This is a genomic window from Corynebacterium vitaeruminis DSM 20294, assembly GCF_000550805.1.
In the GTDB taxonomy this organism is placed as follows: domain Bacteria; phylum Actinomycetota; class Actinomycetes; order Mycobacteriales; family Mycobacteriaceae; genus Corynebacterium; species Corynebacterium vitaeruminis.
This window is the reverse complement of the sequence record NZ_CP004353.1, coordinates 356,706-376,969: the sequence shown is the minus strand read 5'-3', so window position 1 is coordinate 376,969 and position 20,264 is coordinate 356,706. Positions and strand designations below refer to the sequence as shown.

The 20,264-nt window shown below is 67.3% G+C and carries 21 protein-coding genes; 6 read left to right on the top strand and 15 right to left on the bottom strand.

Features of this window, described 5'->3' with window-relative positions:
* Positions 1-23: 23 nt before the first annotated feature.
* The 3 genes from proC to B843_RS01840 form a co-directional block, all read right to left on the bottom strand.
* Complete coding sequence (gene proC, locus B843_RS01850) at positions 24-830, bottom strand: pyrroline-5-carboxylate reductase (protein WP_081751464.1); 807 nt, start codon at positions 828-830, stop codon at positions 24-26.
* A 103-nt stretch (positions 831-933) separates the two neighbouring features.
* Entirely contained in the window at positions 934-1,965 is a 1,032-nt protein-coding gene (locus B843_RS01845) for a hypothetical protein (RefSeq protein ID WP_025251825.1), read from the bottom strand.
* Entirely contained in the window at positions 1,962-2,933 is a 972-nt protein-coding gene (locus B843_RS01840) for a Ppx/GppA phosphatase family protein (protein ID WP_081751463.1), read from the bottom strand. The genes B843_RS01845 and B843_RS01840 overlap by 4 nt, the downstream gene beginning before the upstream one ends.
* 67 nt (positions 2,934-3,000) lie before the next feature.
* On the opposite strand from B843_RS01840, the gene B843_RS01835 reads away from it, so the two are divergent.
* Positions 3,001-3,891, top strand: a complete 891-nt coding sequence (locus B843_RS01835) for a hypothetical protein (RefSeq protein ID WP_231493969.1) — start codon at positions 3,001-3,003, stop codon at positions 3,889-3,891.
* Here B843_RS01835 and B843_RS01830 read toward each other — a convergent pair.
* From B843_RS01830 to mshA, 4 genes are all read right to left on the bottom strand, one after another.
* The gene (locus B843_RS01830; protein ID WP_025251822.1) at positions 3,888-4,580 is read right to left on the bottom strand and encodes a response regulator transcription factor; all 693 of its coding nucleotides are present in this window, start codon (positions 4,578-4,580) and stop codon (positions 3,888-3,890) included. The two genes, B843_RS01835 and B843_RS01830, sit on opposite strands and share 4 nt — an antisense overlap.
* Positions 4,577-5,815 carry a sensor histidine kinase gene (locus B843_RS01825; RefSeq protein WP_025251821.1) on the bottom strand — a complete coding sequence of 413 codons (1,239 nt, stop codon included), beginning with the start codon at positions 5,813-5,815 and terminating at the stop codon, positions 4,577-4,579. Before B843_RS01825 ends, B843_RS01830 begins: the two co-directional genes overlap by 4 nt.
* A gap of 20 nt (positions 5,816-5,835) precedes the next feature.
* On the bottom strand, positions 5,836-6,582 hold the full coding sequence (locus B843_RS01820; RefSeq protein WP_025251820.1) for a phosphoglyceromutase: 747 nt from the start codon (positions 6,580-6,582) through the stop codon (positions 5,836-5,838).
* A 114-nt stretch (positions 6,583-6,696) separates the two neighbouring features.
* Complete coding sequence (gene mshA / locus B843_RS01815) at positions 6,697-7,983, bottom strand: D-inositol-3-phosphate glycosyltransferase (RefSeq protein ID WP_025251819.1); 1,287 nt, start codon at positions 7,981-7,983, stop codon at positions 6,697-6,699.
* 234 nt (positions 7,984-8,217) lie between these two features.
* Between mshA and B843_RS01810 the strand changes: the two genes are divergently transcribed.
* Both B843_RS01810 and B843_RS01805 read left to right on the top strand, forming a co-directional pair.
* On the top strand, positions 8,218-9,924 hold the full coding sequence (locus tag B843_RS01810; protein WP_025251818.1) for a long-chain-fatty-acid--CoA ligase: 1,707 nt from the start codon (positions 8,218-8,220) through the stop codon (positions 9,922-9,924).
* 81 nt (positions 9,925-10,005) lie between these two features.
* Positions 10,006-10,941, top strand: coding sequence for an aldo/keto reductase (locus B843_RS01805; RefSeq protein ID WP_038595149.1), 936 nt, complete (start codon positions 10,006-10,008; stop codon positions 10,939-10,941).
* Positions 10,942-10,961: 20 nt separating this feature from the next.
* On the opposite strand, the gene B843_RS01800 is transcribed toward B843_RS01805, so the two are convergent.
* Complete coding sequence (locus B843_RS01800) at positions 10,962-12,074, bottom strand: UDP-N-acetylmuramate dehydrogenase (protein WP_244877360.1); 1,113 nt, start codon at positions 12,072-12,074, stop codon at positions 10,962-10,964.
* Between the two features lie 66 nt (positions 12,075-12,140).
* On the opposite strand from B843_RS01800, the gene B843_RS01795 reads away from it, so the two are divergent.
* The 3 genes from B843_RS01795 (at position 12,141) to B843_RS01785 (ending at position 14,479) form a co-directional block, all read left to right on the top strand.
* Positions 12,141-12,644, top strand: a complete 504-nt coding sequence (locus B843_RS01795) for a DUF2505 domain-containing protein (protein WP_025251815.1) — start codon at positions 12,141-12,143, stop codon at positions 12,642-12,644.
* A 31-nt stretch (positions 12,645-12,675) separates the two neighbouring features.
* A complete protein-coding gene (locus tag B843_RS01790) occupies positions 12,676-13,509 on the top strand; it encodes a methylase (RefSeq protein WP_025251814.1) in 834 nt (277 codons plus the stop codon).
* Between the two features lie 133 nt (positions 13,510-13,642).
* On the top strand, positions 13,643-14,479 hold the full coding sequence (locus B843_RS01785) for an LmeA family phospholipid-binding protein (RefSeq protein WP_051483429.1): 837 nt from the start codon (positions 13,643-13,645) through the stop codon (positions 14,477-14,479).
* A gap of 34 nt (positions 14,480-14,513) precedes the next feature.
* Here the strand turns inward: B843_RS01785 and B843_RS01780 are convergent, their stop codons facing one another.
* The 7 genes from B843_RS01780 to B843_RS01755 form a co-directional block, all read right to left on the bottom strand.
* A complete protein-coding gene (locus B843_RS01780) occupies positions 14,514-15,080 on the bottom strand; it encodes a beta/alpha barrel domain-containing protein (RefSeq protein ID WP_081751461.1) in 567 nt (188 codons plus the stop codon).
* Positions 15,081-15,356 carry a DUF2516 family protein gene (locus B843_RS01775; protein ID WP_051483428.1) on the bottom strand — a complete coding sequence of 92 codons (276 nt, stop codon included), beginning with the start codon at positions 15,354-15,356 and terminating at the stop codon, positions 15,081-15,083. It abuts the gene before it with no gap.
* A gap of 59 nt (positions 15,357-15,415) precedes the next feature.
* Positions 15,416-16,717 carry a DUF445 domain-containing protein gene (locus tag B843_RS01770; RefSeq protein WP_025251811.1) on the bottom strand — a complete coding sequence of 434 codons (1,302 nt, stop codon included), beginning with the start codon at positions 16,715-16,717 and terminating at the stop codon, positions 15,416-15,418.
* Positions 16,718-16,854: 137 nt separating this feature from the next.
* A complete protein-coding gene (locus B843_RS14160; protein WP_269319720.1) occupies positions 16,855-16,983 on the bottom strand; it encodes a hypothetical protein in 129 nt (42 codons plus the stop codon).
* 84 nt (positions 16,984-17,067) lie between these two features.
* Positions 17,068-17,412 carry a hypothetical protein gene (locus B843_RS01765; protein ID WP_025251810.1) on the bottom strand — a complete coding sequence of 115 codons (345 nt, stop codon included), beginning with the start codon at positions 17,410-17,412 and terminating at the stop codon, positions 17,068-17,070.
* A 77-nt stretch (positions 17,413-17,489) separates the two neighbouring features.
* On the bottom strand, positions 17,490-18,239 hold the full coding sequence (locus B843_RS01760) for a succinate dehydrogenase/fumarate reductase iron-sulfur subunit (protein WP_025251809.1): 750 nt from the start codon (positions 18,237-18,239) through the stop codon (positions 17,490-17,492).
* Positions 18,239-20,254: a fumarate reductase/succinate dehydrogenase flavoprotein subunit gene (locus tag B843_RS01755; protein WP_025251808.1), complete on the bottom strand. Its 2,016-nt coding sequence runs from the start codon at positions 20,252-20,254 to the stop codon at positions 18,239-18,241. Before B843_RS01755 ends, B843_RS01760 begins: the two co-directional genes overlap by 1 nt.
* Positions 20,255-20,264: the final 10 nt, after the last annotated feature.

Here is a 20,264-nt window from a genome sequence, read left to right as displayed (position 1 = left end):
GACGCCTCGCGGTGACGAACCGCCTACTTGCCCAGCTCCGCCGAGCGGTCCGCGCACGCCTGGGCGGCGCGGTAGAAGGCGCCGCGCAGCCCCGACTCCTCCAGCTCGCGGATGGCGGCGATGGTGGTGCCCGCCGGCGAGGAGACGTTCGCGCGCAGCTCGGTCGGCTCCGTGCCGGTCTCCTGCATCATCGCTGCCGAGCCGTACATCGCGCCGACCGCCAGGTCCTTGGCCACCTCGCGGGTAAGGCCGAGGCTCACGCCAGCGTCGATAAGCGCCTCGGCGACGAGGAAGACGTACGCGGGCGAGGAACCCGACAGCGCCGTGACGGCGTCCATGTCCGACTCCGCGACCACGCGCACGGTGCCGACCGACTCGAGCAGCCCCACGACCTCCTGGAGCTGCTCCTCGCCCACGAAGCGGCCCGGCGCGACGGCCGAGACGCCCTTGCCCACGAGCATCGGGGTGTTCGGCATGACGCGGACGACCGGCGCGCCCGCCGCGAGCGCCTCCTCGATGACCGCGTTGGACACGCCGGCGGCCATGGACACGACCGTGGTGGCGGTGTTGTTGTCCACCACGTCGGAGATCTCCTCGACGACGTTGGCGACGTCCTTCGGCTTCACGCACAGGAACACGACGCTGACCTCGTCCACCGCGGAGGGGTTCTCCGTAAACGGCACGACGCCGTAGGTCTCCTTGAGGTACTGGCCGCGCTCGGCGTTGCGGTTGGTGACGTTGATGTCCTTCGGGTTGACCCCGCTGGACACCAGGCCCGACACGAGGGCCTCGCCGATCTTGCCACCGCCAATGACTGCAATAGAACTCATGGCTAACACCATGCCATGAACGGCCAGGCTTTTCGAACCGCCCTCGCGAAAAAGGGGGCGAAAAAACCAACGCCCCTGGCGGTTGGCCAGGGGCGGCGGGGTTCTAGCGAGGCACCGTGAGCATCGGCCCGAACGTGAGGACCAGGCCCACGACGGCGCTGAGGAACAGCGACAGGCGCGGGCGGGCGGTGTTCATCTTGTACACCACGAACATCATGACGGCGGTGACGACAACCGCGAGCGCGGCGACGACCGGCGCCGACAGCGAGCCCCACAGGTAGGTGAACAGGACGAACGCGGCGATGCCCAGCACGATGCCCAGGATGGACAGCAGCACCACCGAGCCGGCGGAGACGTGGTCGTCTTCCTCCTCGTACTCGTCGTAGTCCTCCGCCTCTTCGGCATCCTCGTCGACCTCGTCGACCGCGTTGGCCTCGTCGACGCCATCGGTTGCGGCGACCGCAGGTTCCTGGGTTTCCTCAGCCTCCTCGGCCTCCGGCTCCTCGGGCTCGCCCACCTTGGCGTCGGCAAGCGCGGCAGCGGTGACGCCTGCGAGCGGATCGACCACTGGGGCCTCCTTCTCCGCGACCTCGGCCTTCTTGACCGCGGGGAACGTCCCGGTGGTCAGCCGCACGGGCTCGTTCTCGTCGACGACGGAGAGCACGATGGTCTCGTCGTTGGACGGCGTGCGCTTTACAGGCTTGTCGACGCCTTCGGCCTTCGTCTCCTCGGACTGTTCCGTGGCCTCTTTCTGAGCCTTTTCCTCGGCCGCTTCTTCCGGCTGCTCGGCGGGCTCGGGTTCCGCCTGCTCGGCAGGGGCCTCCGGCCGCTCGGGCGCTTCCGGCGCCTGCTCGGGCTCGGCCGCCTTTTCCGCGGCCGCCTTTTCAGCCTCGGCGGCTTCGGCAGCCTTCTGCGCGGCCACCTCGGCCACCCCGGCGCGGGTCTCGCCATCGATGGTCTCGGTGTTGTGCTTGCCTTCGACGGGCTTGGCGTCGACCTTCGGGATGTTGCCGGTCAGTTCGGCGACGGAGACGCCGCCCTCCTCAAGGCTGCGGCGGCGACGCCGACCCGAGGTCTTCTTGTCCTTGCCGGAGCGCGCCAGTAGCTCCGCAACCGTTAGTTGCTGCTCGCTCACGCTTTCTCACTCTCCTTTTGGTCATTGGCCACGATGGGCCCGTCCACGCCTTGCTCCAGTCGTCGCAGAATAACACCTTCGCGCAACGCCCATGGGCAAATCTCCAAAACCTCGATGCCGAGGGCGCGCATGGAGGCCTCTGCGACGAGCGCGCCGGCCACGATCTGGTGGGAACGGTTCTGGCTCACACCCTCGAGCTCCGCGCGGTCGGCGGCGGTCATGCGCGAGATGAACGCGATGAGCTGGCGCAGGCCGGGCGCGGTGAGCTGGCGGGTGACGAACGGCCCCTCCGCGCTCGGCGCGGCGCCGGTCAGGCGGGCCAGCGTGCGGAAGGTCTTCGAGGTTCCCACAGCGAGGCGCGCGGGACCGTGGGCGCGAATGCCACGGGCGGCCTCGGCGAGCTCGGCGTCGATGAAGTCGCGCAGGAGGTTGATCTTCTTGCGCTCCGGCGGGTCGGTATCGAACCAGTTGTGGGTCAGGCGGCCGGCGCCCAGGTCGAGCGAATAGGCGACGTCCGGCTCCTCGTCCATGCCGGTGGACATCTCCAGCGAACCGCCGCCGATGTCGAGGTTGGTGATGCGGCCAGCGGACCAGCCGTACCAGCGGCGCACCGCGAGGAAGGTGAGGCGGGCCTCGTCCTCGCCGGAGAGGATCTCCAGCCTAACGCCCGTTTCCTTTTCGACGTGGTCGAGCACCTCCTGGCCGTTGGTGGCCGAGCGCACCGCGGAGGTGGCAAAGGGCTTGAGCTCATCGCAGCCGAGCTGCGTGGCCAGCCCGCGAGCCTCGGCGACGGACTCGGTGAGCTTGTTCAAGCCCTTGTCGTCAATGGCACCGTCGGCATCGAGGTACTCAACCAGCTTCAGGGTCGTCTTCCAGTCGCTCATCGGGGTGGGGCGGCCGCCGCGCTTGGCGTCCACCGCAACCAGATGGACCGTGTTACTTCCCACGTCTAATACACCTAATCGCACATATTCAGGTTAGACGGTAGCGTGTCCAAGTGTGAACTATGATTCAAAAAAACTCGCTGCTACACCCGTGAACCTTGGATTCCCCGCCTCCACCCCGGCGGCGCGGTCCATCCGGGCGGGCGAGGAGCTGCCTCCGGATATGCGCAGGCAGTGGCTTGAATTTACGGATCCTGAGGATGCTGAGCACATCCTTACAATCGACCTCACGTGGCTTGAGTCTCACTACTCGTGCGCGTTCGGCACTCCCGCCTGCAAGGGCATCGACGCCGCGAGGCCGGACCTGGGCTGCTGCGTCCACGGCGCCTTCCTCACCGACGAGGCCGACCGCGACCAGCTCTACGACGCCGTGGCGGAGATGCCCGCGAAATATTGGCAGCTGCGCCCGGCGGGCACCGACCGCTTCCTCGCCGAGGCCAACCCGGCCGAGCTCGAGCCGTGGCTGGAATGGGACGAGCTAGACAACGACGAGGGCGAGGCGGAGCCCGCGCTCAAAACGCTCGTGGTCGACGGCGCCTGCATCTTCGCCAACCGCACGGGCTGGGCCACGGGGGCTGGCTGCGCCATCCACCAGTGGGGGCTCGCCGAGGGGCGCGACCTCACGGTGGTCAAGCCGGAGGTGTGCTGGCAGCTGCCGCTGCGCCGGCTCGAGGCCTACGAGGACCGCGGCGACGGCGTCGAGGTCCTGCGCACCACCATCGCCGAGTACCAGCGCCGCGGTTGGGGCGGCGGCGGCGAGGACTTCGACTGGTACTGCACCACCGCCCCCGCGTGCCACACCAACCCCCGGCCGCTGTGGCAGACCAGCGAGGCGGAGCTGCGCGCGCTCGTCGGCGACGCCTGCTACGAGATCATCGCCGAGCACTGCGCCAAGCGGCAGGCCGCGCGCGAGGCGGGCGTCGATGAGGAGATCCTGCTCCCCCACCCGGCCACCGTCGCCGCGCGTGCCGCGACCGACTAGTCCTCGAACTTGTAGCCGAGGCCGCGCACCGTCACCAGGTTGCGCGGGCTGGACGGCTCGAGCTCGATCTTGGAGCGCAGGCGCTTGACGTGCACGTCGAGGGTCTTGGTGTCGCCCACGTAGTCGGCGCCCCAGATGCGGTCGATGAGCTGACCGCGGGTGAGCACGCGCCCGGAGTTGCGCATCAAATACTCGAGCAGGTCGAACTCCTTGAGCGGCATCTGCACCTCCTCGCCGTCGACGGTGACCATGTGGCGCTCGACGTCCATGCGCACCCGCCCGCCGACCAGGATCTGCTCGTCCTCGGCCTCGTCGTTGCCGCCGGAGTCGCCGCCGCGGCGCAGAACCGCGCGGACGCGGGCGATGAGCTCGCGCGAGGAGTAGGGCTTGGTCACGTAGTCGTCGGCGCCCAGCTCGAGGCCGACCACCTTGTCGATCTCCGAGTCGCGGGCCGTGACCATGATGACCGGGACCGAGGAGACCGCCCGCAGGCGCTTGCACACGTCGGTGCCCGACATGCCGGGCAGCATGAGGTCGAGCAGCACGATGTCGATGTCGTTGTTCTCGAACTCCACGAGCGCGCTCGGACCGTCCGCCGCGTGAATGACCTCGAACCCCTCCTTACGCAGGAGGAACATCAACGGATCCGCCAACGACTCCTCGTCCTCGACCAACAGGATGGTCGTCATAACGTCTTGTCCTTTCTGCGCGAGCCCACCCGGTGAGTAGTTGGGCGAAGTGAAATGTCCGGCTCGATATCCGAGACCGGAATCTGACCCTGCGGGTCAGCGTGGTGAATGGGGAGCTCCAGGGTGAAGGTGGATCCCGTGCCCGGCCGCGACCAGAGCTTGATGTTGCCGCCGTGGTTGGCCACCACATGCTTAACAATAGCCAGCCCCAGGCCGGTTCCGCCGGTAGATCGCGAACGCGCCTTATCCACGCGGAAGAACCGCTCGAACACGCGCTTCTGATCCTCCGGCGCGATGCCGATGCCGCGGTCGGTGACCCGGATGAGCACCGTCTCCTCGTCCGCCTTCTTGGTGGACACGGTCACCGGCTGCGCCGAGGGCGAGTAGTTGATCGCGTTGCTCACGAGGTTGCTCACGGCGGTGACCAGGAGGTTCTTGTCGCCCATGACGCTGACCCCGGAGCGGCCGCCGCGCATGAGCTCGATGTCCGCGTTCTCCGCGGCCAGCTTGTTGCGCTCGATGGCCTCGTCGATGATCTCGTCGACGGCGACCAGCTCCATGTCCGGCAGCGCCTCGGCGCCCTGGAGCTTAGACAGCGAGATGAGCTCGTTGATCATGTCCGCCATGCGGTGGGCCTCCTTTTGGAGCTTCCCGCCGAAGTACTGCACGGAGTCCGGGTCATCAGAGGCCTCCATGAGCGCCTCCGCGAGCAGCGCCATGCCGCCCACCGGGGTCTTTAGCTCGTGGGAGACGTTGGCCACGAAGTCGCGTCGCGCGGACTCCATGCGGACGTTTTCCGACTCGTCCGTGCTGTAGATAATGACGAAGCGGTCATCGACCAGCGTGAGCGGCTTGACCACCGCGCGCACCGAGGTGATCCGCGAGCCGTGGCGGCGCTTGCTGGTGGCGAAGTCGAGGGTGTGGGTTTCCTTGTCCTCGAAGGCCTGGTCCACGAGCGGGAGGATCTCCTCCGTCAGCGCGCGCTCGTGCACGATCCCCATGTCGTGTGCGCGGCCGTTGGTGAGAATGACCGAGCCGGTGCGATCCACCACCGCCACCCCCGTCGGGGAGCCCTGAACCGTCAGGTGCAAGACCTGGCTGACGGTGGTGACCTGGTTGTCGGTCAGCGTGGCCGCGGAGCGGTAGCGCCGAAAGCGCGCGCGAAGCCACTGATATGCAGGTAGGGCGAGGCCCATGAGGACCACGCCCAACAAAAACGCTGCAAAGATATTCACCGACTACTTACTGTAGCCCGTTACTTGGCTCCCTGCGCGGCAACTGCGGCAGCGCCAGCTGCGGCTGCCTCCGGATCGAGGTAGGTACCGCCCGGGTTGAGGACCTTGCCGTTCTCATCCAGCTCGTAGACCAGCGGGATGCCGGTGGGGATGTTGAGGGCGGCGATGTCGTCGTCGGAGATGTTGTCGAGGTGCTTGACCAGCGCGCGCAGCGAGTTGCCGTGGGCGGCGATCAGCACGGTCTCGCCGCGCTTGGCGCGAGGAAGGATCTCCTCCTCGAAGTAGGGAACGAAGCGCTCGACGACGTCCTTCAGGCACTCGGTGCGCGGCACGCGCTCGAGGTTGGCGTAGCGCACGTCGTTGACCTGGGAGTACTTGGAGTTATCGTCCAGCTCCGGCGGCGGGGTGCCGTAGGAGCGGCGCCATGCCATGAACTGCTCGTCGCCGTACTTCTCCTTGGTCTCGGCCTTGTTCAGACCCTGCAGCGCGCCGTAGTGGCGCTCGTTGAGGCGCCAGTCGCGCACGACGGGGATCCAGTGGCGGTCGGCCGCATTCAGCGCGATGTTCGCGGTGCGGATGGCGCGACGCAGCAGGGAGGTGTAAACGACCTCCGGCAGGTTGCCGGTCTCCTTGAGCAGCTCGCCGCCGCGCTTGGCCTCGCCCTCGCCCTTCGCGGTGAGGTTGACGTCCACCCAGCCGGTGAACTGGTTTGATTCATTCCATTCGCTCTGTCCGTGGCGGAGCAGAATCAGCTTTCCGGTAGTCATATCACCAGTGTGCCACGGATTCCCCGTTTCGGCACCGGTTCTCGCCCCTCAGGGGCCAAATGTGGGATTGTTTACACTTTTGCCCGTATCTGTTTGCTTTTCGCTTTTCGGCGCCTACGGCTCCAAGCCCGCGGCCTCGCGCCCCCGGCAGGCGGGGACGCCCGCGGTGAGCACCTCGGAGTAGATCTCGGCCAGCTTCGACGCGGTGACCGACCACGAGAAGTTGGCCGCGTGGGCGACCGCGTCCTGGCCCATGCGGATGCGGGAATCGTCGTCGTCGAGCAGCTGGGCCAGCGCGTCGGCCCAGTCCTCCGGATCATGGCCGTCGACAAGCAAACCCGTCTCCCCCTCGGCGACCGCAACGGGAAGACCACCGACGCGCGCGGCGACGACCGGGGTGCCGGACGCCTGCGCCTCCATCGCGACGAGGCCGAAGGACTCGTTGTAGCTGGGAACCGCGACGATATCTGCGGCCTGATAGATGGTGACCAGCTCCTGCGGCGGGCGCGGATCGAGGAAGCGGACGCGGTGCGAGATGCCCAGCGAGCGCGCGAGGTCGAAGTACTGCTCGGCGGTGGCGGCGGCTCCGGAGGGACCGCCGCAGATGATGACGCGCAGGTTGCGATCCGGGTCGCGCTCGAGCAGCGCCGCGACCGCGCGCAGCAGCACCTGCGGCCCCTTGAACTGCTGCAGGCGACCGACGAACGCGACCACCTTGGAGTGCATGGGAAGGCCTAGGTCGCGGCGCGCCTGTTCCGTGTTGCGCGCGGTGCCGGGCGTGAACAAGTCGGTGTCGGTGCCCGGCGCGATGACGGCGACCTTGTCCGCCTCGGCGTCGTAGTGGCGCACGAGGTCGCGGGTCTCCTCGCTGGTGTTGACCACGAGCACGTCCGCGTTGTCCACGAGCTGCTGCTCGCAGATCCGCCGCGCCTCGGACTCGGGCGTGTCGGTCTCGCTGCGGTGGTGGTTCTTCACCGAGGCCAACGTGTGGGCGGTGTGCACGAGCGGCACCTCCCACAGGTCGCGCAGCAGCCAGCCGACCTGCCCGGACAGCCAATAGTGGCTGTGGATAAGGTCGTAGCCCTCGAAGCCCGAGCGAGCGCGCTCGCACTTGACGAACTGGACGATGCCGCCCGCGAACGCGGCCAGCTGCGTGGGCAGCTCCTCCTTGCTTAGGCCCTCGTAGGGGCCGGCGACGATGTTGATCACCCGGAGGTTGCGCTCCACCTCCACGATCTCGCCCTGGCTCGGGCGCGTGGCGCGGGTAAACACGTCCACCTCGATCCCCTGCCGGGCTAGGTGCCGGGCGGTGTTGAGGACATAGACGTTCATCCCGCCCGCGTCGCCGGAGCCGGGCTGGGACAGCGGGGAGGTGTGCATCGAGATCATCGCTACTCGCATGCCCTCTAGCTTAAAGGCCCGCCCCGACACGCGACATCAGGCCTGCCCAAGGGGCAGCAGAAAACCGTCCCCGATACCGGAAGGGCCGGTCATGCCCCCCTACCCTCGTCTCCCGCCCGCCTTTCGCGGGTGTTTTCTGTGAGGGTTCGCTCACGTTTGGGTGCTACCCTAGGGACAAGAAACTTACCCTCGCGTAAGAAATGATTCTCTGCCCCGGAACCGAAGGGACCTTTCATGTCGGCTTTTGAGACCAAGGCCTGGCTACAACACTACGGCGAGTGGACCCCCCACCACCTCGACTACGGCACCACCACCCTGCTGGATGTCTACGACAACAACCTCGCCCTCAACGCCGACAAGCTGGCGACCTACTTCTTCGGTCGCACGCTCACCTACGGCGAGCTCGACAAGCAGGTCCGCTCCGCCGCGGCCGGGCTGCGCGCCCTCGGCGTGCGCCCCGGCGACCGCGTGGCCATCGTGCTGCCCAACTGCCCGCAGCACATCATCTCCTACTTCGCCGTCCTCAAGCTGGGCGCGATCGTCGTCGAGCACAACCCGCTGTACACCGCCGCCGAGCTCGAGCACCCCTTCGACGACCACCAGGCCCGCGTGGCCATCGTGTGGGACAAGGCCTGCGCCACCCTGGAGAAGCTGCGCCGGACCACCCCGCTGGAGACCATCGTCAGCGTCAACATGATCAACGCGATGCCCACCATGCAGCGCTACGCCCTGCGCCTGCCGATCCCGGCGGTCAAGAAGAAGCGCGAGCAGCTGCACGTGTCGGCGCCGAACACCATCCCGTGGGAGATCCTCACCGGCCCGGCGCTCGGCGGCCAAGGCGACGACGTCGTCTCCGAGCCGACAGTGACCAAGGACTCCGTGGCGGTCATCCTCTACACCTCCGGCACCACCGGCGCCCCGAAGGGCGCCCAGCTCACCCACGGCGGGTTGTTCGCCAACATCCACCAGGGCAAGGCCTGGGTGCCGGGGCTGGGCGACCAGCCGGAGCGCCTGCTCGGCGCGCTGCCGTTCTTCCACGCCTACGGGCTCACGATCGTGCTCAACCTGGGCGTGTTCGTCGGCGGGCAGATCATCCTGCTCCCTGCGCCGCAGATCCCGCTCATCATGCAGATCATGAAGAAGAACAAGCCCACCTGGGTCCCCGGCGTGCCCACCCTGTACCAGCGCATCATCGAGGCCGCGAAGGAGAAGGGCATCTCGATCTCCGGCGTGCGTAACTCCTTCTCGGGCGCCTCGACCCTGCCCGTTTCCACCGTCGAGGACTGGGAAAACCTCACCGGCGGCCTGCTGGTGGAGGGCTACGGGCTCACCGAGACCTCTCCGATCATCGTGGGCAACCCGATGAACTCCTCCCGCCGCCCGGGCTACGTGGGCATCCCCTTCCCGGACACCGAGATCCGCATCGCCAACCCGGACAACCTGGACGAGACCCAGCCGGATGGCACCGAGGGCGAGGTGCTCGTCCGCGGCCCGCAGGTGTTCAAGGGCTACCTCAACCAGCCGGAGGCCACCGCCGCGAGCTTCCACGGCGACTGGTACCGCACCGGCGACGTGGGCGTGATGGAGGAGGACGGCTTCGTCAAGCTCGTGGCCCGCATCAAGGAGGTCATCATCACCGGCGGCTTCAACGTCTACCCGGCCGAGGTCGAGGAGGCGCTGCAGGCGCACCCCGACATCCTCGACTGCGCAGTCGTGGGCCTGCCCCGCGACGACGGCTCCGAGTCCGTGGTCGCCGCGATCACCATGTCCGAGGGCGCGGCGCTCGACCCGGAGGGGCTCAAGAACTACTGCCGCGAGCGCCTGACCCGCTACAAGGTCCCGCGCACCTTCTACCACTTCGAGGAGCTGCCGCGCGACCAGATGGGCAAGATCCGCCGCCGCGACGTGCAGGCGGAGCTCATCGAGAAGCTCCAGAAGTAAACTCCCATGGCGCGGTCCCCGATGGCGGGGCCGCGCCTTTTTCGCGCCCGCGTGTCGCGCGCTGAGCCTAGGCTTGAGGCTATGAAGCCCACACACAAGCGACTCATCATGGGGACCATGGGCCTGGGCGGCTCGTGGGAGTCCCCCGACTACGAACCGGCCGACATCGATCTCGCCCACGCGGTGCTGGAGAAGGCGAAGGAGATCGGCATCGACACCCTCGATACGGCGGACATCTACCGCCATGGGGCGTCGGAAAGCGTCATCGGCGAGGTGTTCAAGCGCGATCGGGAGCTGGAGCGCCACTTCAGGGTGCAGACCAAGTGCTCCATCCAGCTGCCCAACCTGCAGCACCCGTGGACGCGCTACAACTCCGCGGGCACGTACATCCGCGAGGCCATCGAGCTCAGCGCCCGCAAGCTCGGGCGCGCGCCGGAGATCATGCTCCTGCACCGCTTCGACCCGCTCATGGATCTCAAGGACACCGCGTTCGCGATCAAGTCGGCGCTCGACTCCGGCACCATCGGGGCGTGGGGCGTGTCCAACTACTCCGCCTGGCAGGTCGAGCGGCTTGCCGACGAGGTGGGCTCCTACCCCGTGGCCAACCAGCTCGAGCTCAGCCTCTCGGCGCGCGGCTTCGTCGAGCACGCCATGAACGCCCCGTTCACGGGCTCGCGCCCGGGCTCGGACTACCAACCCGGCACCGTCGAGTACTGCGCCGACCACGAGGTGCAGGTGCAGGCCTGGTCGCCGCTGGCCCGCGGGGCATTCTCCGCGCCGGAGGTCAGCTCCCCCACCGCCGACAAGGTCCGCGAGCTGGCCCAGACGCACGAGACCACGCCCGCGACCATCGTCCTGTGGTGGCTGACCATGCACCCGGCGGGCATCGTGCCGGTCATCGGCACCACCAACGCCGAGCGCATCGCCTCGTGCAGGGACGCCCTGGCCCCCAGCAAGCTCACCCGCCTGGAGTGGTACGAGCTGCTCACCACGGTCCGCGGCGGCAACTGCCCCTAGTAGAGGTTCTAGAGCCTTAGCTAGGACTGGGCTGGCTCGTCGATGCTCAGCCCCACCCACACCGGCTCCGGCTCAAGCGTGACGCCGAAGGCGCTGGCCACCCCGCCGCGGATGTCGCGGGCTAGGGCCACGAGGTCGTCGGCGCTGGCCTCGCCGCGGTTGGTGAGCGCGAGCGTGTGCTTGGTGGACAAGGTCGCCCGTCCGTGCCCCGGGTAGCCCTTGGCGTAGCCCGCGCGGTCGATGAGCCAGGCCGCCGAGAGCTTCACCTTGCCCTCGCCTGCCGGGAAGCACGGCATCTTCGCCGCCTCCTCGGCGCCTAGGCGCCCGGCGACGATGCCGCGCACCTTCTCGCCGACCTCCGCGTCGACGATGGGGTTGGTGAAGAAAGACCCGGCCGACCAGGTGTCGTTGTCGGCCTCGTCGTAGACCATGCCCTTGCCGCGGCGCAGGCCGAGGACGGCCTCGCGGACCTCGGCGATCGGCCAGCGGATCTCCTCGCCGCCGCGCGGGGCGTCGATGCCCAGCACCCGGGCGAGCTCGCCGAAGCGCAGCGGGGCGGACAGCCCGTCGGTGCGCAGCTGGAGCTCGATGGCCAGGACCACCGCGCGCGAGGTGAACTTCAGGTTGGAGTAGCGGTAGGCGAGCTCGAGGCTCGAGGCCTCCACCCACGCGCGCTCGTGGGTCTCGCGGTCGAGGAGCTCGACGCGGGTAAGCACGTCGGCGATTTCCGCCCCGTAGGCGCCCACGTTTTGCACCGGGGTGGCCCCCGCCGAGCCGGGGATGCCGGACAGGCACTCGATGCCGCCGAGCCCGGAGACCACGGCCATGTCGACCACCTCGTCCCACACGGCGCCCGCCTCGGCCACGAGCGTGCCGGTGCCCAGGTGCAGGTCCACCTCGTCGCACTCGAGGACCACCGCGACCAGCGGGACCTCGCCGTCGTTGATGAGCAGGTTGGAGCCTCCGCCGACGATGAGCAGCGGCACCTTGGCGTCGTCAAGCAGCGCAACAACCGCGCAGACCGCATCGCGCGAGGCGCAGCGCACGGTAGCCAGCGGCGTGCCGCCGACGTGCAGGGTGGTCAGCTCGGCGAAAGAGGTGGCGTCGACCACGACGTTGGGGAGGGCTTCGATCGCTTCGAGAACGGCAAACGGGAGCTTGGATTTTTCAGACACCCTTTTAAAGGTAGTCTGTAAGTCATGACTTCACGTAGTGAGAACACCGTCGTTATCAACCAGCCCGTGGACAAGGTCCACGCCGCTCTGACCAACGCCGATTACTGGGCATACGTCGCCCAGACCCTGAGCCCCGAGCCGGGCGAGGTCCACGAGTTCGCCGCCGCCGACGGCGGCGCCGTGGCCACCCTCTTCGAGGTGCTCCCACTCGAGATCCTCCCCGAGGCCGTCCGCGCCATGATCTCCCAGGCGCTGAAGGTCAAGCGCGTCTACACCGTCTCCGCGCTCAACGGCACCTCCGCCACCGCTAACTACACCGCCGACGTCAAGGGCACCCCGGTGGACTTCAAGGGCGACATCACCATCACCGGCGAGGGCGACACCACCACCCTGGCGTACGCCAACGAGATCACCGTCAACATCCCGTTCATGGGCCCGGCCATCGAGCCGAAGGTCGGCGAGGCGCTCGGCGAGCTGTTTAACAACGAGGGCAACCTCACCAACCAGTGGATCTCCGAGAACCTCTAAGTTCTCCACCTCTGCTAGGACCGCATTTTTCATGGCTGACCACGCCCACAATCTGCGCGCGAGCTTCGCGCAGGGGCGTGGTCTTTCGCGTTCGCGGTCCGCGAAACCGGTCGGCGTGATCACCCGCGGCACCACCGGCTTCAATAGGCTGCGCCGCTGCGACCGCTGGGTGGCCAACCACCCCGACATCCGCCGCGCGCTCCTGCGCAGCGAGGATCCGCTCGCCCTCGACGTGGGCTACGGCGCGAGCTTCACCACCACCGTCGAATGGGCGCGCTGGCTGCGCACGGTGCGAAGCGACGTCCGCGTCATCGGCCTCGAGATCGACCCCGAGCGCGTCCTAGCGCCCCGCGACGGCGTCTCCTTCGAGCTCGGCGGCTTCGAGCTGGCCGGCTACTCCCCCACGCTCGTGCGCGCGTTCAACGTGCTGCGGCAGTACGACGTCGACCAGGTCATCGACGCCTGGGAGCTGGTCTGCTCGCGGCTCGCACCCGGCGGCTTCTTCGTCGAGGGCACCTGCGACGAGATCGGTCGCCGCTCCAGCTGGGTGCTTCTCGACGCCTTCGGCCCGCGGTCCCTGACCCTCAGCTGGGATCCCTTCGACGTGGAGCGCCCCTCCGATGTGGCCGAGCGCCTGCCGAAAATCCTCATCCACCGCAACGTCCCCGGCGAGAAGATCCACGAGGTGCTTGCCCGCTGCGACGAGGCCTGGGACCGCGCCGCCCCGTGGGCGACCTACGGCCCGCGCGTGCGCTGGCGGGAGGCCCGGAAGATGCTGGCCGCCGAGGGACTGCCCCTGGCCCCGATCCGGCGCCCGGTGCGTGACAACCAGATCACGCTGCCGTGGGAGGTCGTCGCGCCGTAGGCGTCGGCAAGCGACGTGCAACTCCTAGCAAACCCGTATAAACGCAGTTCGACGGTATTTTTCTCGCAACGTGGGGGCCACCTGCGCGGTGCGGAAGTGGTCAAACCCGCCCCGATAGACCACTATGGAACCGATGCGTACTTCAAAACTGGGCAAGACCCTCCTCGGAATCATCGTCGGCGTCATCGTCCTCCTGCTCGTGGCGGAGTTCGGGCTGCGCTGGTACATCGGCAAGCAGCTGGGCGACCAGATGCAGGCCTCCAGCACGGGCGAGAAGGCCTCCGTCTCCTTCGGCGCCTCGCCGCTGATTCTGGGCATGGCCACGGGCAAGATCCCCGAGGTCACCGTCGATTCGCCGTCGACCGTGACCATCACCGCGGGCACCGCTGGTGAGGCCCCGACTATCACCGGCCAGCCCGAGTCGCACGTGACCATGAAGGACCTCGACTTCGCGGCGAACGACAACGCCACGGCCGGGTCGGTCGACATGGTCACCACCATGACCGACGAGTACCTGCTCGCCGTGGTGCAGCGCCAGATGGCCGATAACAACTCCGGTGCCACGGGCACCACCCTGAACGGGGCGACGGGCGACCAGCTCGACCTCGGCGCGCTCGCGGGCCAGCTCATCCAGCAGCTGGTTACGGTCACGGGCATCACCTCCGACCCTGCCAACGGCACCGTCGACGTGCAGATCACCAACGGCGCTGCCGCGCTGACGCTGCGCCCGCAGGCACAGGACGGCAAGCTCACCTTCACCGCGGAGAACGCCAGCATCTTCGGCGTCTCGCTGCCGACGGAGGTGTCCGACGCGCTCACGCAGGGCTTCTCGCAGAAGCTCCAGGAGATCGGCCCGGGATTGAGCCTCGCGGACGTCACCGTGGTCGACGGCGGCGTGAAGATCCACGTGGTGGGAACCAACGTGCCGCTCAGCTCGCTCGAGGACGCCGAGCAGGCGGCCAACAGCTAGAAAAACCGGTGCGGGAGCTCCCGCACCGGTACTTTTATGCCCTGACCCAGTAGCTGTCCGCTACGAAGGCGGTTGCCTCGTCCACCCCGCACACGACCGCGACGGGCAGTCCGCTGTGCCGCAGCGTGTCGACGCCTTCGGCGTCGCAGCGCGCGGTCCCCGCGACGATGAAGTCCATCCCGCACTTCACGGCCATCGCGGCGGCCTTCTCGAGCACCCCGGCGGCGAGCAACGTGGTCTCCAGCACGACCCCGAGGTTCGCGGGCCTGGGCACCGCCTCGCGCACCGAGATGAGCTCCGACATAAACGCCGAGGCATCCCCGACCGCGGCGAGGTCCGGCACCAGCGCCACGTGCGTCGCCCCGAACTGCACGGCCAGCCGCGCCTCCGAGGCCTTGACGAGCGTGTGGTGTTTGCCCGTGGGGTAGCCCGCCCACGTGGCCACCGTCATCTCCTGATCCCCCGCCCCCACCGCGTGCAGCAGCGAGGGCTCCACGCACAGGCCGGAGCCGGAGGCGAGCGCCTCTCTTACGGCCTCTCGCACCTCGCCCGCACCCGCCGCGGGGTCGTCGAGCAGCAGGACCGTGTCCACCGCGGCCATCTAACGCCAGCCGCCGTTGCCGCTGAGAAGGTCCTTGATCTGCGGGCGCACGTCGAACCAGTAGAGGCCGATGATCACCAGCCCGATCCAGGACAGGAACGGGAAGCGCAGCCACACCATGAGCGCGGACAGCGCGAGCATCGAGACCCAGATCCACTTGTTCTGGCGGTCGGCGGCCTCGAAGGCGTCGTCGCGGGTGATCCCGGCGAGCACCGCGGCCACCAGGCCCGAGAGCGCCAGGATGATGCTGCCGATCTGAAACAGGAGGGCCATCATGGTCGAAAATGTGAGAGTCATAGGTTCCTAACAGGCTAAGAAGGTGCGGGGCGCGGGGGTTAGACCCCGAAGAAGAGATAGGAGACAGTGTAGATGGCAAGACCCGCCAGCGCGCCCACGACGGTTCCGTTAAGGCGGATGTACTGGAGGTCCTTGCCCACCATGAGCTCGATCTTGTCGCTGGCCTCGTCGGCGTCCCAACGCTCGATCGTCTCGGAGATGATGCTGGTGACCTCGCCCGCGTAGTTGTCGGCGAGGAAGGCGGCGGTGCCGGTGATGCGGCGGTCCAGCGAGGCGCGCAGCTCGTCATCGTCGCGCAGCCGCTGGCCCCACTGCATGGTGAGCTCGACCAGCTTGGTGCGCAGGATCGACTCGGGGTCCTCGGCCGCCGCGATGATGGCCGCCGAGGTCTGGCTCCACACCGTCTTGGCCGCGTCCTGGACGGGTTTGGAGCCCATGACGTCGTGCTTGATGTCCTCGACCCGCTGGATCATCACCGGGTCGTACTGGAGGTCCTGGGAGAACTGGTAGATGAACCGGCGCACGGCCTGGCGGGCCTCGTGGTTGCGGTCGTTGGCGACCTGCTCCGTCCACGTGACGAGCTCGCGGTAGACCTTGTCGCCCACGATGTCGTTGATGAACTTCGGCGCCCACGTCGGCGCGCGCTCGTCGAGGATGCGCACGATGAGGTCCTCGCTGGACAGCGCCTTGCGGTGCATCCACTGGATGAGCTGCTCGACGATGGGCTCGGTCTGCCCCTCGTTGATGAGCTGGTCGAGGGTCCGCCCGAGCGGCGGGCCCCAGGCGGGCTCGGCGATGCGGTCGACCAGCGCTGTGCGGATGACCGCCTCGGCGTCCTGCGGGTCCAGCGCGCGGGTGGCGTTGGCCACCAGCTTGCCGGCCTCGCGGGAGACCTTCTGGGCGTTGCCCTCGACGACCATCCACTCGGCCACGCGCTCAGGAACCTTGGCCTTGGAGACCTTCTCGGTGATGAGCTCGGCGTTGAGGAAGTTCTCCCCCACGAAGCCGCTGAGCGCCTCGCCGACCTGGTCCTTCTTGCGCCGGATGATGGCCGTGTGCGGGATCTTCAGGCCCAGCGGGTAGCGGAAGAGCGCGGTCACGGCGAACCAGTCGGCGAGCCCGCCGACCATTCCGGCCTCGGCGCCCGCGCGCACGAAGCCGACCCAATCGCCCGCGTTGCCGGTGGACTCGTAAAAGCGGCACGCGAGGAATATGACCGCCGCGACGAGCAGCAGGCCCGTGGCGATCGCCTTGTGCACACGCAGCGCGCGCCGGCGCTCCGCCTCCACCTCGGGGCTAGGACCCGGCACGGCCAGCCGGTTGGTTTCCATGGTTGTCATGAGGGTGTCTTTGCTCTTCCTTTTCCTCGTGGGGCGAACGTTGCCACTAAGATCGCCCCGCCACACACTTCAACGCTCAAGCCGCCTAGGTAAGTTCCGCAAGCGACGGCTGTTCGCCGTAGGCGTCGACAAGCGAGCTAGGCAGGGACCACCTGCTCATGCGACGCGGGCGGCGGGCTGTCCCACAACTCGAGCGCCAGGCGGGCGAAGTTGAACGCCACCAGCAGCGTAATGAGGGCCGCCAAGACGACAATCAGTTTGCGCATGACTTCAAGGGTAATCCGGCGAACGAAAACGAGGGCCCCACACTCTGCGTGCGAAGCCCTCGTTCTTGGAGGTGTCTCGTGACCTTAGTTCACTCGACCGGTCTCTGCGCGGTACTGGCGGTAGAAGCGACGACCGTAGGTGATCAGGCCGAAGCCGCCGACGAGGCAAGCCGCGGCGATCAGCGCGCCGATGGTAGCAAAGGTTGCCCAGTGCTCCTGGGAGCCGAAGCCACCGGCCGCGAAGCCGAAGATCAGGATGCCGAAGCCAGCGAGAGAGGTCAGGACGAGGCCCATTCCCACCCAGGTGCTGGTGCGCTGCAGGGAAGAGTGCGGAGCGTAAAGGCTGGAGGGATCGTAACCGTCGATGTAGTGCGGACGGTCAGCGAACACTGGGTAGCCCTCAGTGGTGCTCACGTTGCTCTGAGACATGAGAGTTCACGTGCCTTTCTTAGAAGGAGTCGTGCGGATTCTTCGTTCAAAAACCGGGCTGGACTTTAGAGTCTAGCCTAGTGGTCCTTGTTGGAGAAGAATGCGCGAGCGCGCTCCTTGTTGATAGCTGCGACGGCGGTCAGCGGGATGCCTGCGGGGCAGACGTCGGCGCATTCGCCGTAGAGGGAGCAGTGTCCGAAGGTGGTCTCCAGCTGGTCGACCATGTCGCGGGCACGGCGTCCACGCTCCTCCTTGCCCAGCGGCATGAGGGAGAGGTGAACCAGCTTCGCACCGGTGAACAGGTGTGCAGCGCCGTTCGGGCAGGCTGCGACACAAGCACCACAGCCGATGCAGGCTGCGTGGTCCAGTGCGAACTCGGCGGTCTTGTGGTCCATGTGCAGGGTGTCCGCGTCAGGAGCGGTGCCTGCGTTGATGGAGACGTAGCCACCCTGCTGCATGACGCGGTCCAGAGCGGAGCGGTCGACGATCATGTCCTTGATGACCGGGAAGGCAGCGGAGCGGAACGGCTCGATCTTCAGGGTGGAGCCGTCGGCCACGTTCACCAGGCGCTGCTGGCAGGCAGGCTGGTTCTTCTCGAGGCCGTGCGGGCGGCCGTTGACCATGAGGCCACAGGTACCACAGATGCCCTCGCGGCAGTCGGAAGCGAACGCGAAGGGCTCCTTGCCCTCCTCGATCAGACCGTTGTTGACGTGGTCGAGCAGCTCCAGCACGGACATCTGCGAGACAGCGTCGTCGACGTTGATCGACTCGAAGTGGCCCTCAGAGTAGGGACCGGCCTGACGCCAGATTTCAAGATGCAGTTTCATTACTTGTAATTCCTTGTCATCAGCGGGATCGAATCGAAGACGAGAGGCTCAGCGTGGCGAATGAAGTCGCCCTCGTTCTGGCCTGGCTCCCATGCAGAAACGAAGCACCAGTTGTCGTCGTCGCGCTCTGCCTCGCCGTCCTCGGAGAGGTGATCGTCGCGGAAGTGTGCACCACAGGACTCGTCGCGGTCAAGTGCGTCGACGCACATGAGCTCGCCCAGGTCGATGTAGTCGGCAACGCGGTTGGCGTACTCCAGAACCTGGTTCAGCTCGTCCTTGTTGCCGGTGATGCGCATGTTGGCCCAGAAGTCCTTGCGCAGGGCGCGGATCTTCTCGATGCCGTCCTTGAGGTCCTCGATGTTACGAGCAACGCCGCAGGAGAAGTACAGGATCTCGCCGAGCTGGCGGTGGTAGTACTCCGGGCCGTGCGGGTTGTCGCCCTTGATGTTCATCAGCTTGTCGATGCGCGCCTGGGCACGTGCCAGCGCGGCCTGAGCCTCCGGGGCCTCCGGGGACAGGGCGTCCTCGCCGAGGTGGTTGGCCAGGTAGTTCGGGATGGTGAACGGCAGGGTGAACCAGCCGTCGACGGAAGCCGAGAGCAGGGAGTTTGCGCCGAGGCGGTTAGCGCCGTGGTAGGTCCAGGAGCACTCGCCGGCTGCGAACAGACCGGGGATGGAGGTCATCTCGTTGAAGTCGGTCCACAGGCCACCCATGGTGAAGTGGCAGGTCGGGGCGATACGCATCGGGGCCTTGTACGGGTCCTCGCCGATGGCCTCTTCGTACATCTGGAAGAGGTTGGAGTAACGCTCGCGGATGGTCGGCTCGCCGAGGCGCTGGATGGCGTCGCGGAAGTCGAGGTAAGCCGCGTTGTGCAGCGGTCCAACGCCCAGGCCCTTGTTGATCTGCTGGGAGATCGCGCGGGAAGCCACGTCGCGGGGGACGAGGTTACCGAATGCCGGGTAGCGGCGCTCGAGGAAGTAGTCGCGCTCCTCCTCGGGGATGGTGTTCGGGTCGCGGTCGTCGTTAGGAACGATCGGGGACCAGATGCGGCCATCGTTACGCAGGGACTCGGACATCAGAATGGTCTTGGACTGCCACTCCGAGTTGACCGGCAGGCCGGTCGGGTGGAACTGGATGAACGACGGGGATGCGAAGTAGGCACCCTGCTCGTACGCACGCATGATGGCGGAGGCGTTGGAGTTCTTCGCCAGCGTGGACATGTGGTACACGTTGCCGTAACCACCGGTAGCCAGGATCACGGCGTGTCCGGTGTGAGCGGTCAGCTCGCCGGTGATCAGGTTACGCATGATCAGGCCCTCGCAGCGCTTCTGGCCGTCCTTCTCGGTGACGATGAGGTCGACCATCTCGTTGTGAGTGAAGATCTCAACGGAGCCCAGGTGGATCTGGCGCTGGAGCGAGGAAGCGGTGGACAGCTGCAGCTGCTGGCCCGTCTGACCACGGGTGTAGTAGGTACGGGAGACCTGCACACCACCGAAGGAACGGGTGGCCAGGGTTCCGCCGTACTCGCGTGCGAACGGAGCGCCGATGGCGTTCATGTGGTCGATGACGCGGACGGACTCGTAGGCCAGGCGCCAGCAGTCGGACTCGCGGCAGCGGTAGTCGCCACCCTTGACGGTGTCCTTGACGTGGCGGTATGCGCCGTCGTTGTCGACCTTCTTGCCGCGGGCGGAGTTAACGCCACCCTGTGCGGCGATGGAGTGGGCACGGCGCGGCGCGTCGTGGTAGGTGAAGGACTTCACGTTGTAGCCGAGCTCGCCGAGGGCGGCTGCGGCGGCGCCGCCGGACAGGCCGGTACCGACGATGAGAACCTTGAACTTGCGACGGTTCAGGGGGGAGACCAGGTTCATGTGATCCTTCTGGTACTCCCACATGTCCTTCATGGGGACGCCGTGAGGCTCGTTGGACTCCAGCACGGTTCCGGGAACGACGCCCGGGACGATGGATGCTGGGTGGCTGAACTCAGGGCGAGTAGCGGTTTGAGAATGAGTGCTCATTAAGTGTTTA

Bases quoted from the DNA above. Each gene is read 5' to 3' on its own strand.
- proC (WP_081751464.1), bottom strand. From the start codon at position 830: ATGAGTTCTATTGCAGTCATTGGCGGTGGCAAGATCGGCGAGGCCCTC.
- B843_RS14160 (WP_269319720.1), bottom strand. From the start codon at position 16,983: ATGCGCAAACTGATTGTCGTCTTGGCGGCCCTCATTACGCTGCTGGTG.
- B843_RS01780 (WP_081751461.1), bottom strand. From the start codon at position 15,080: ATGGCCGCGGTGGACACGGTCCTGCTGCTCGACGACCCCGCGGCGGGT.
- B843_RS01770 (WP_025251811.1), bottom strand. From the start codon at position 16,717: ATGACAACCATGGAAACCAACCGGCTGGCCGTGCCGGGTCCTAGCCCC.
- B843_RS01795 (WP_025251815.1), top strand. From the start codon at position 12,141: ATGACTTCACGTAGTGAGAACACCGTCGTTATCAACCAGCCCGTGGAC.
- B843_RS01765 (WP_025251810.1), bottom strand. From the start codon at position 17,412: ATGTCTCAGAGCAACGTGAGCACCACTGAGGGCTACCCAGTGTTCGCT.
- B843_RS01755 (WP_025251808.1), bottom strand. From the start codon at position 20,254: ATGAGCACTCATTCTCAAACCGCTACTCGCCCTGAGTTCAGCCACCCA.
- B843_RS01820 (WP_025251820.1), bottom strand. From the start codon at position 6,582: ATGACTACCGGAAAGCTGATTCTGCTCCGCCACGGACAGAGCGAATGG.
- B843_RS01790 (WP_025251814.1), top strand. From the start codon at position 12,676: ATGGCTGACCACGCCCACAATCTGCGCGCGAGCTTCGCGCAGGGGCGT.
- B843_RS01805 (WP_038595149.1), top strand. From the start codon at position 10,006: ATGAAGCCCACACACAAGCGACTCATCATGGGGACCATGGGCCTGGGC.
- B843_RS01830 (WP_025251822.1), bottom strand. From the start codon at position 4,580: ATGACGACCATCCTGTTGGTCGAGGACGAGGAGTCGTTGGCGGATCCG.
- B843_RS01760 (WP_025251809.1), bottom strand. From the start codon at position 18,239: ATGAAACTGCATCTTGAAATCTGGCGTCAGGCCGGTCCCTACTCTGAG.
- B843_RS01810 (WP_025251818.1), top strand. From the start codon at position 8,218: ATGTCGGCTTTTGAGACCAAGGCCTGGCTACAACACTACGGCGAGTGG.
- B843_RS01775 (WP_051483428.1), bottom strand. From the start codon at position 15,356: ATGATGGCCCTCCTGTTTCAGATCGGCAGCATCATCCTGGCGCTCTCG.
- B843_RS01785 (WP_051483429.1), top strand. From the start codon at position 13,643: ATGCGTACTTCAAAACTGGGCAAGACCCTCCTCGGAATCATCGTCGGC.
- mshA (WP_025251819.1), bottom strand. From the start codon at position 7,983: ATGCGAGTAGCGATGATCTCGATGCACACCTCCCCGCTGTCCCAGCCC.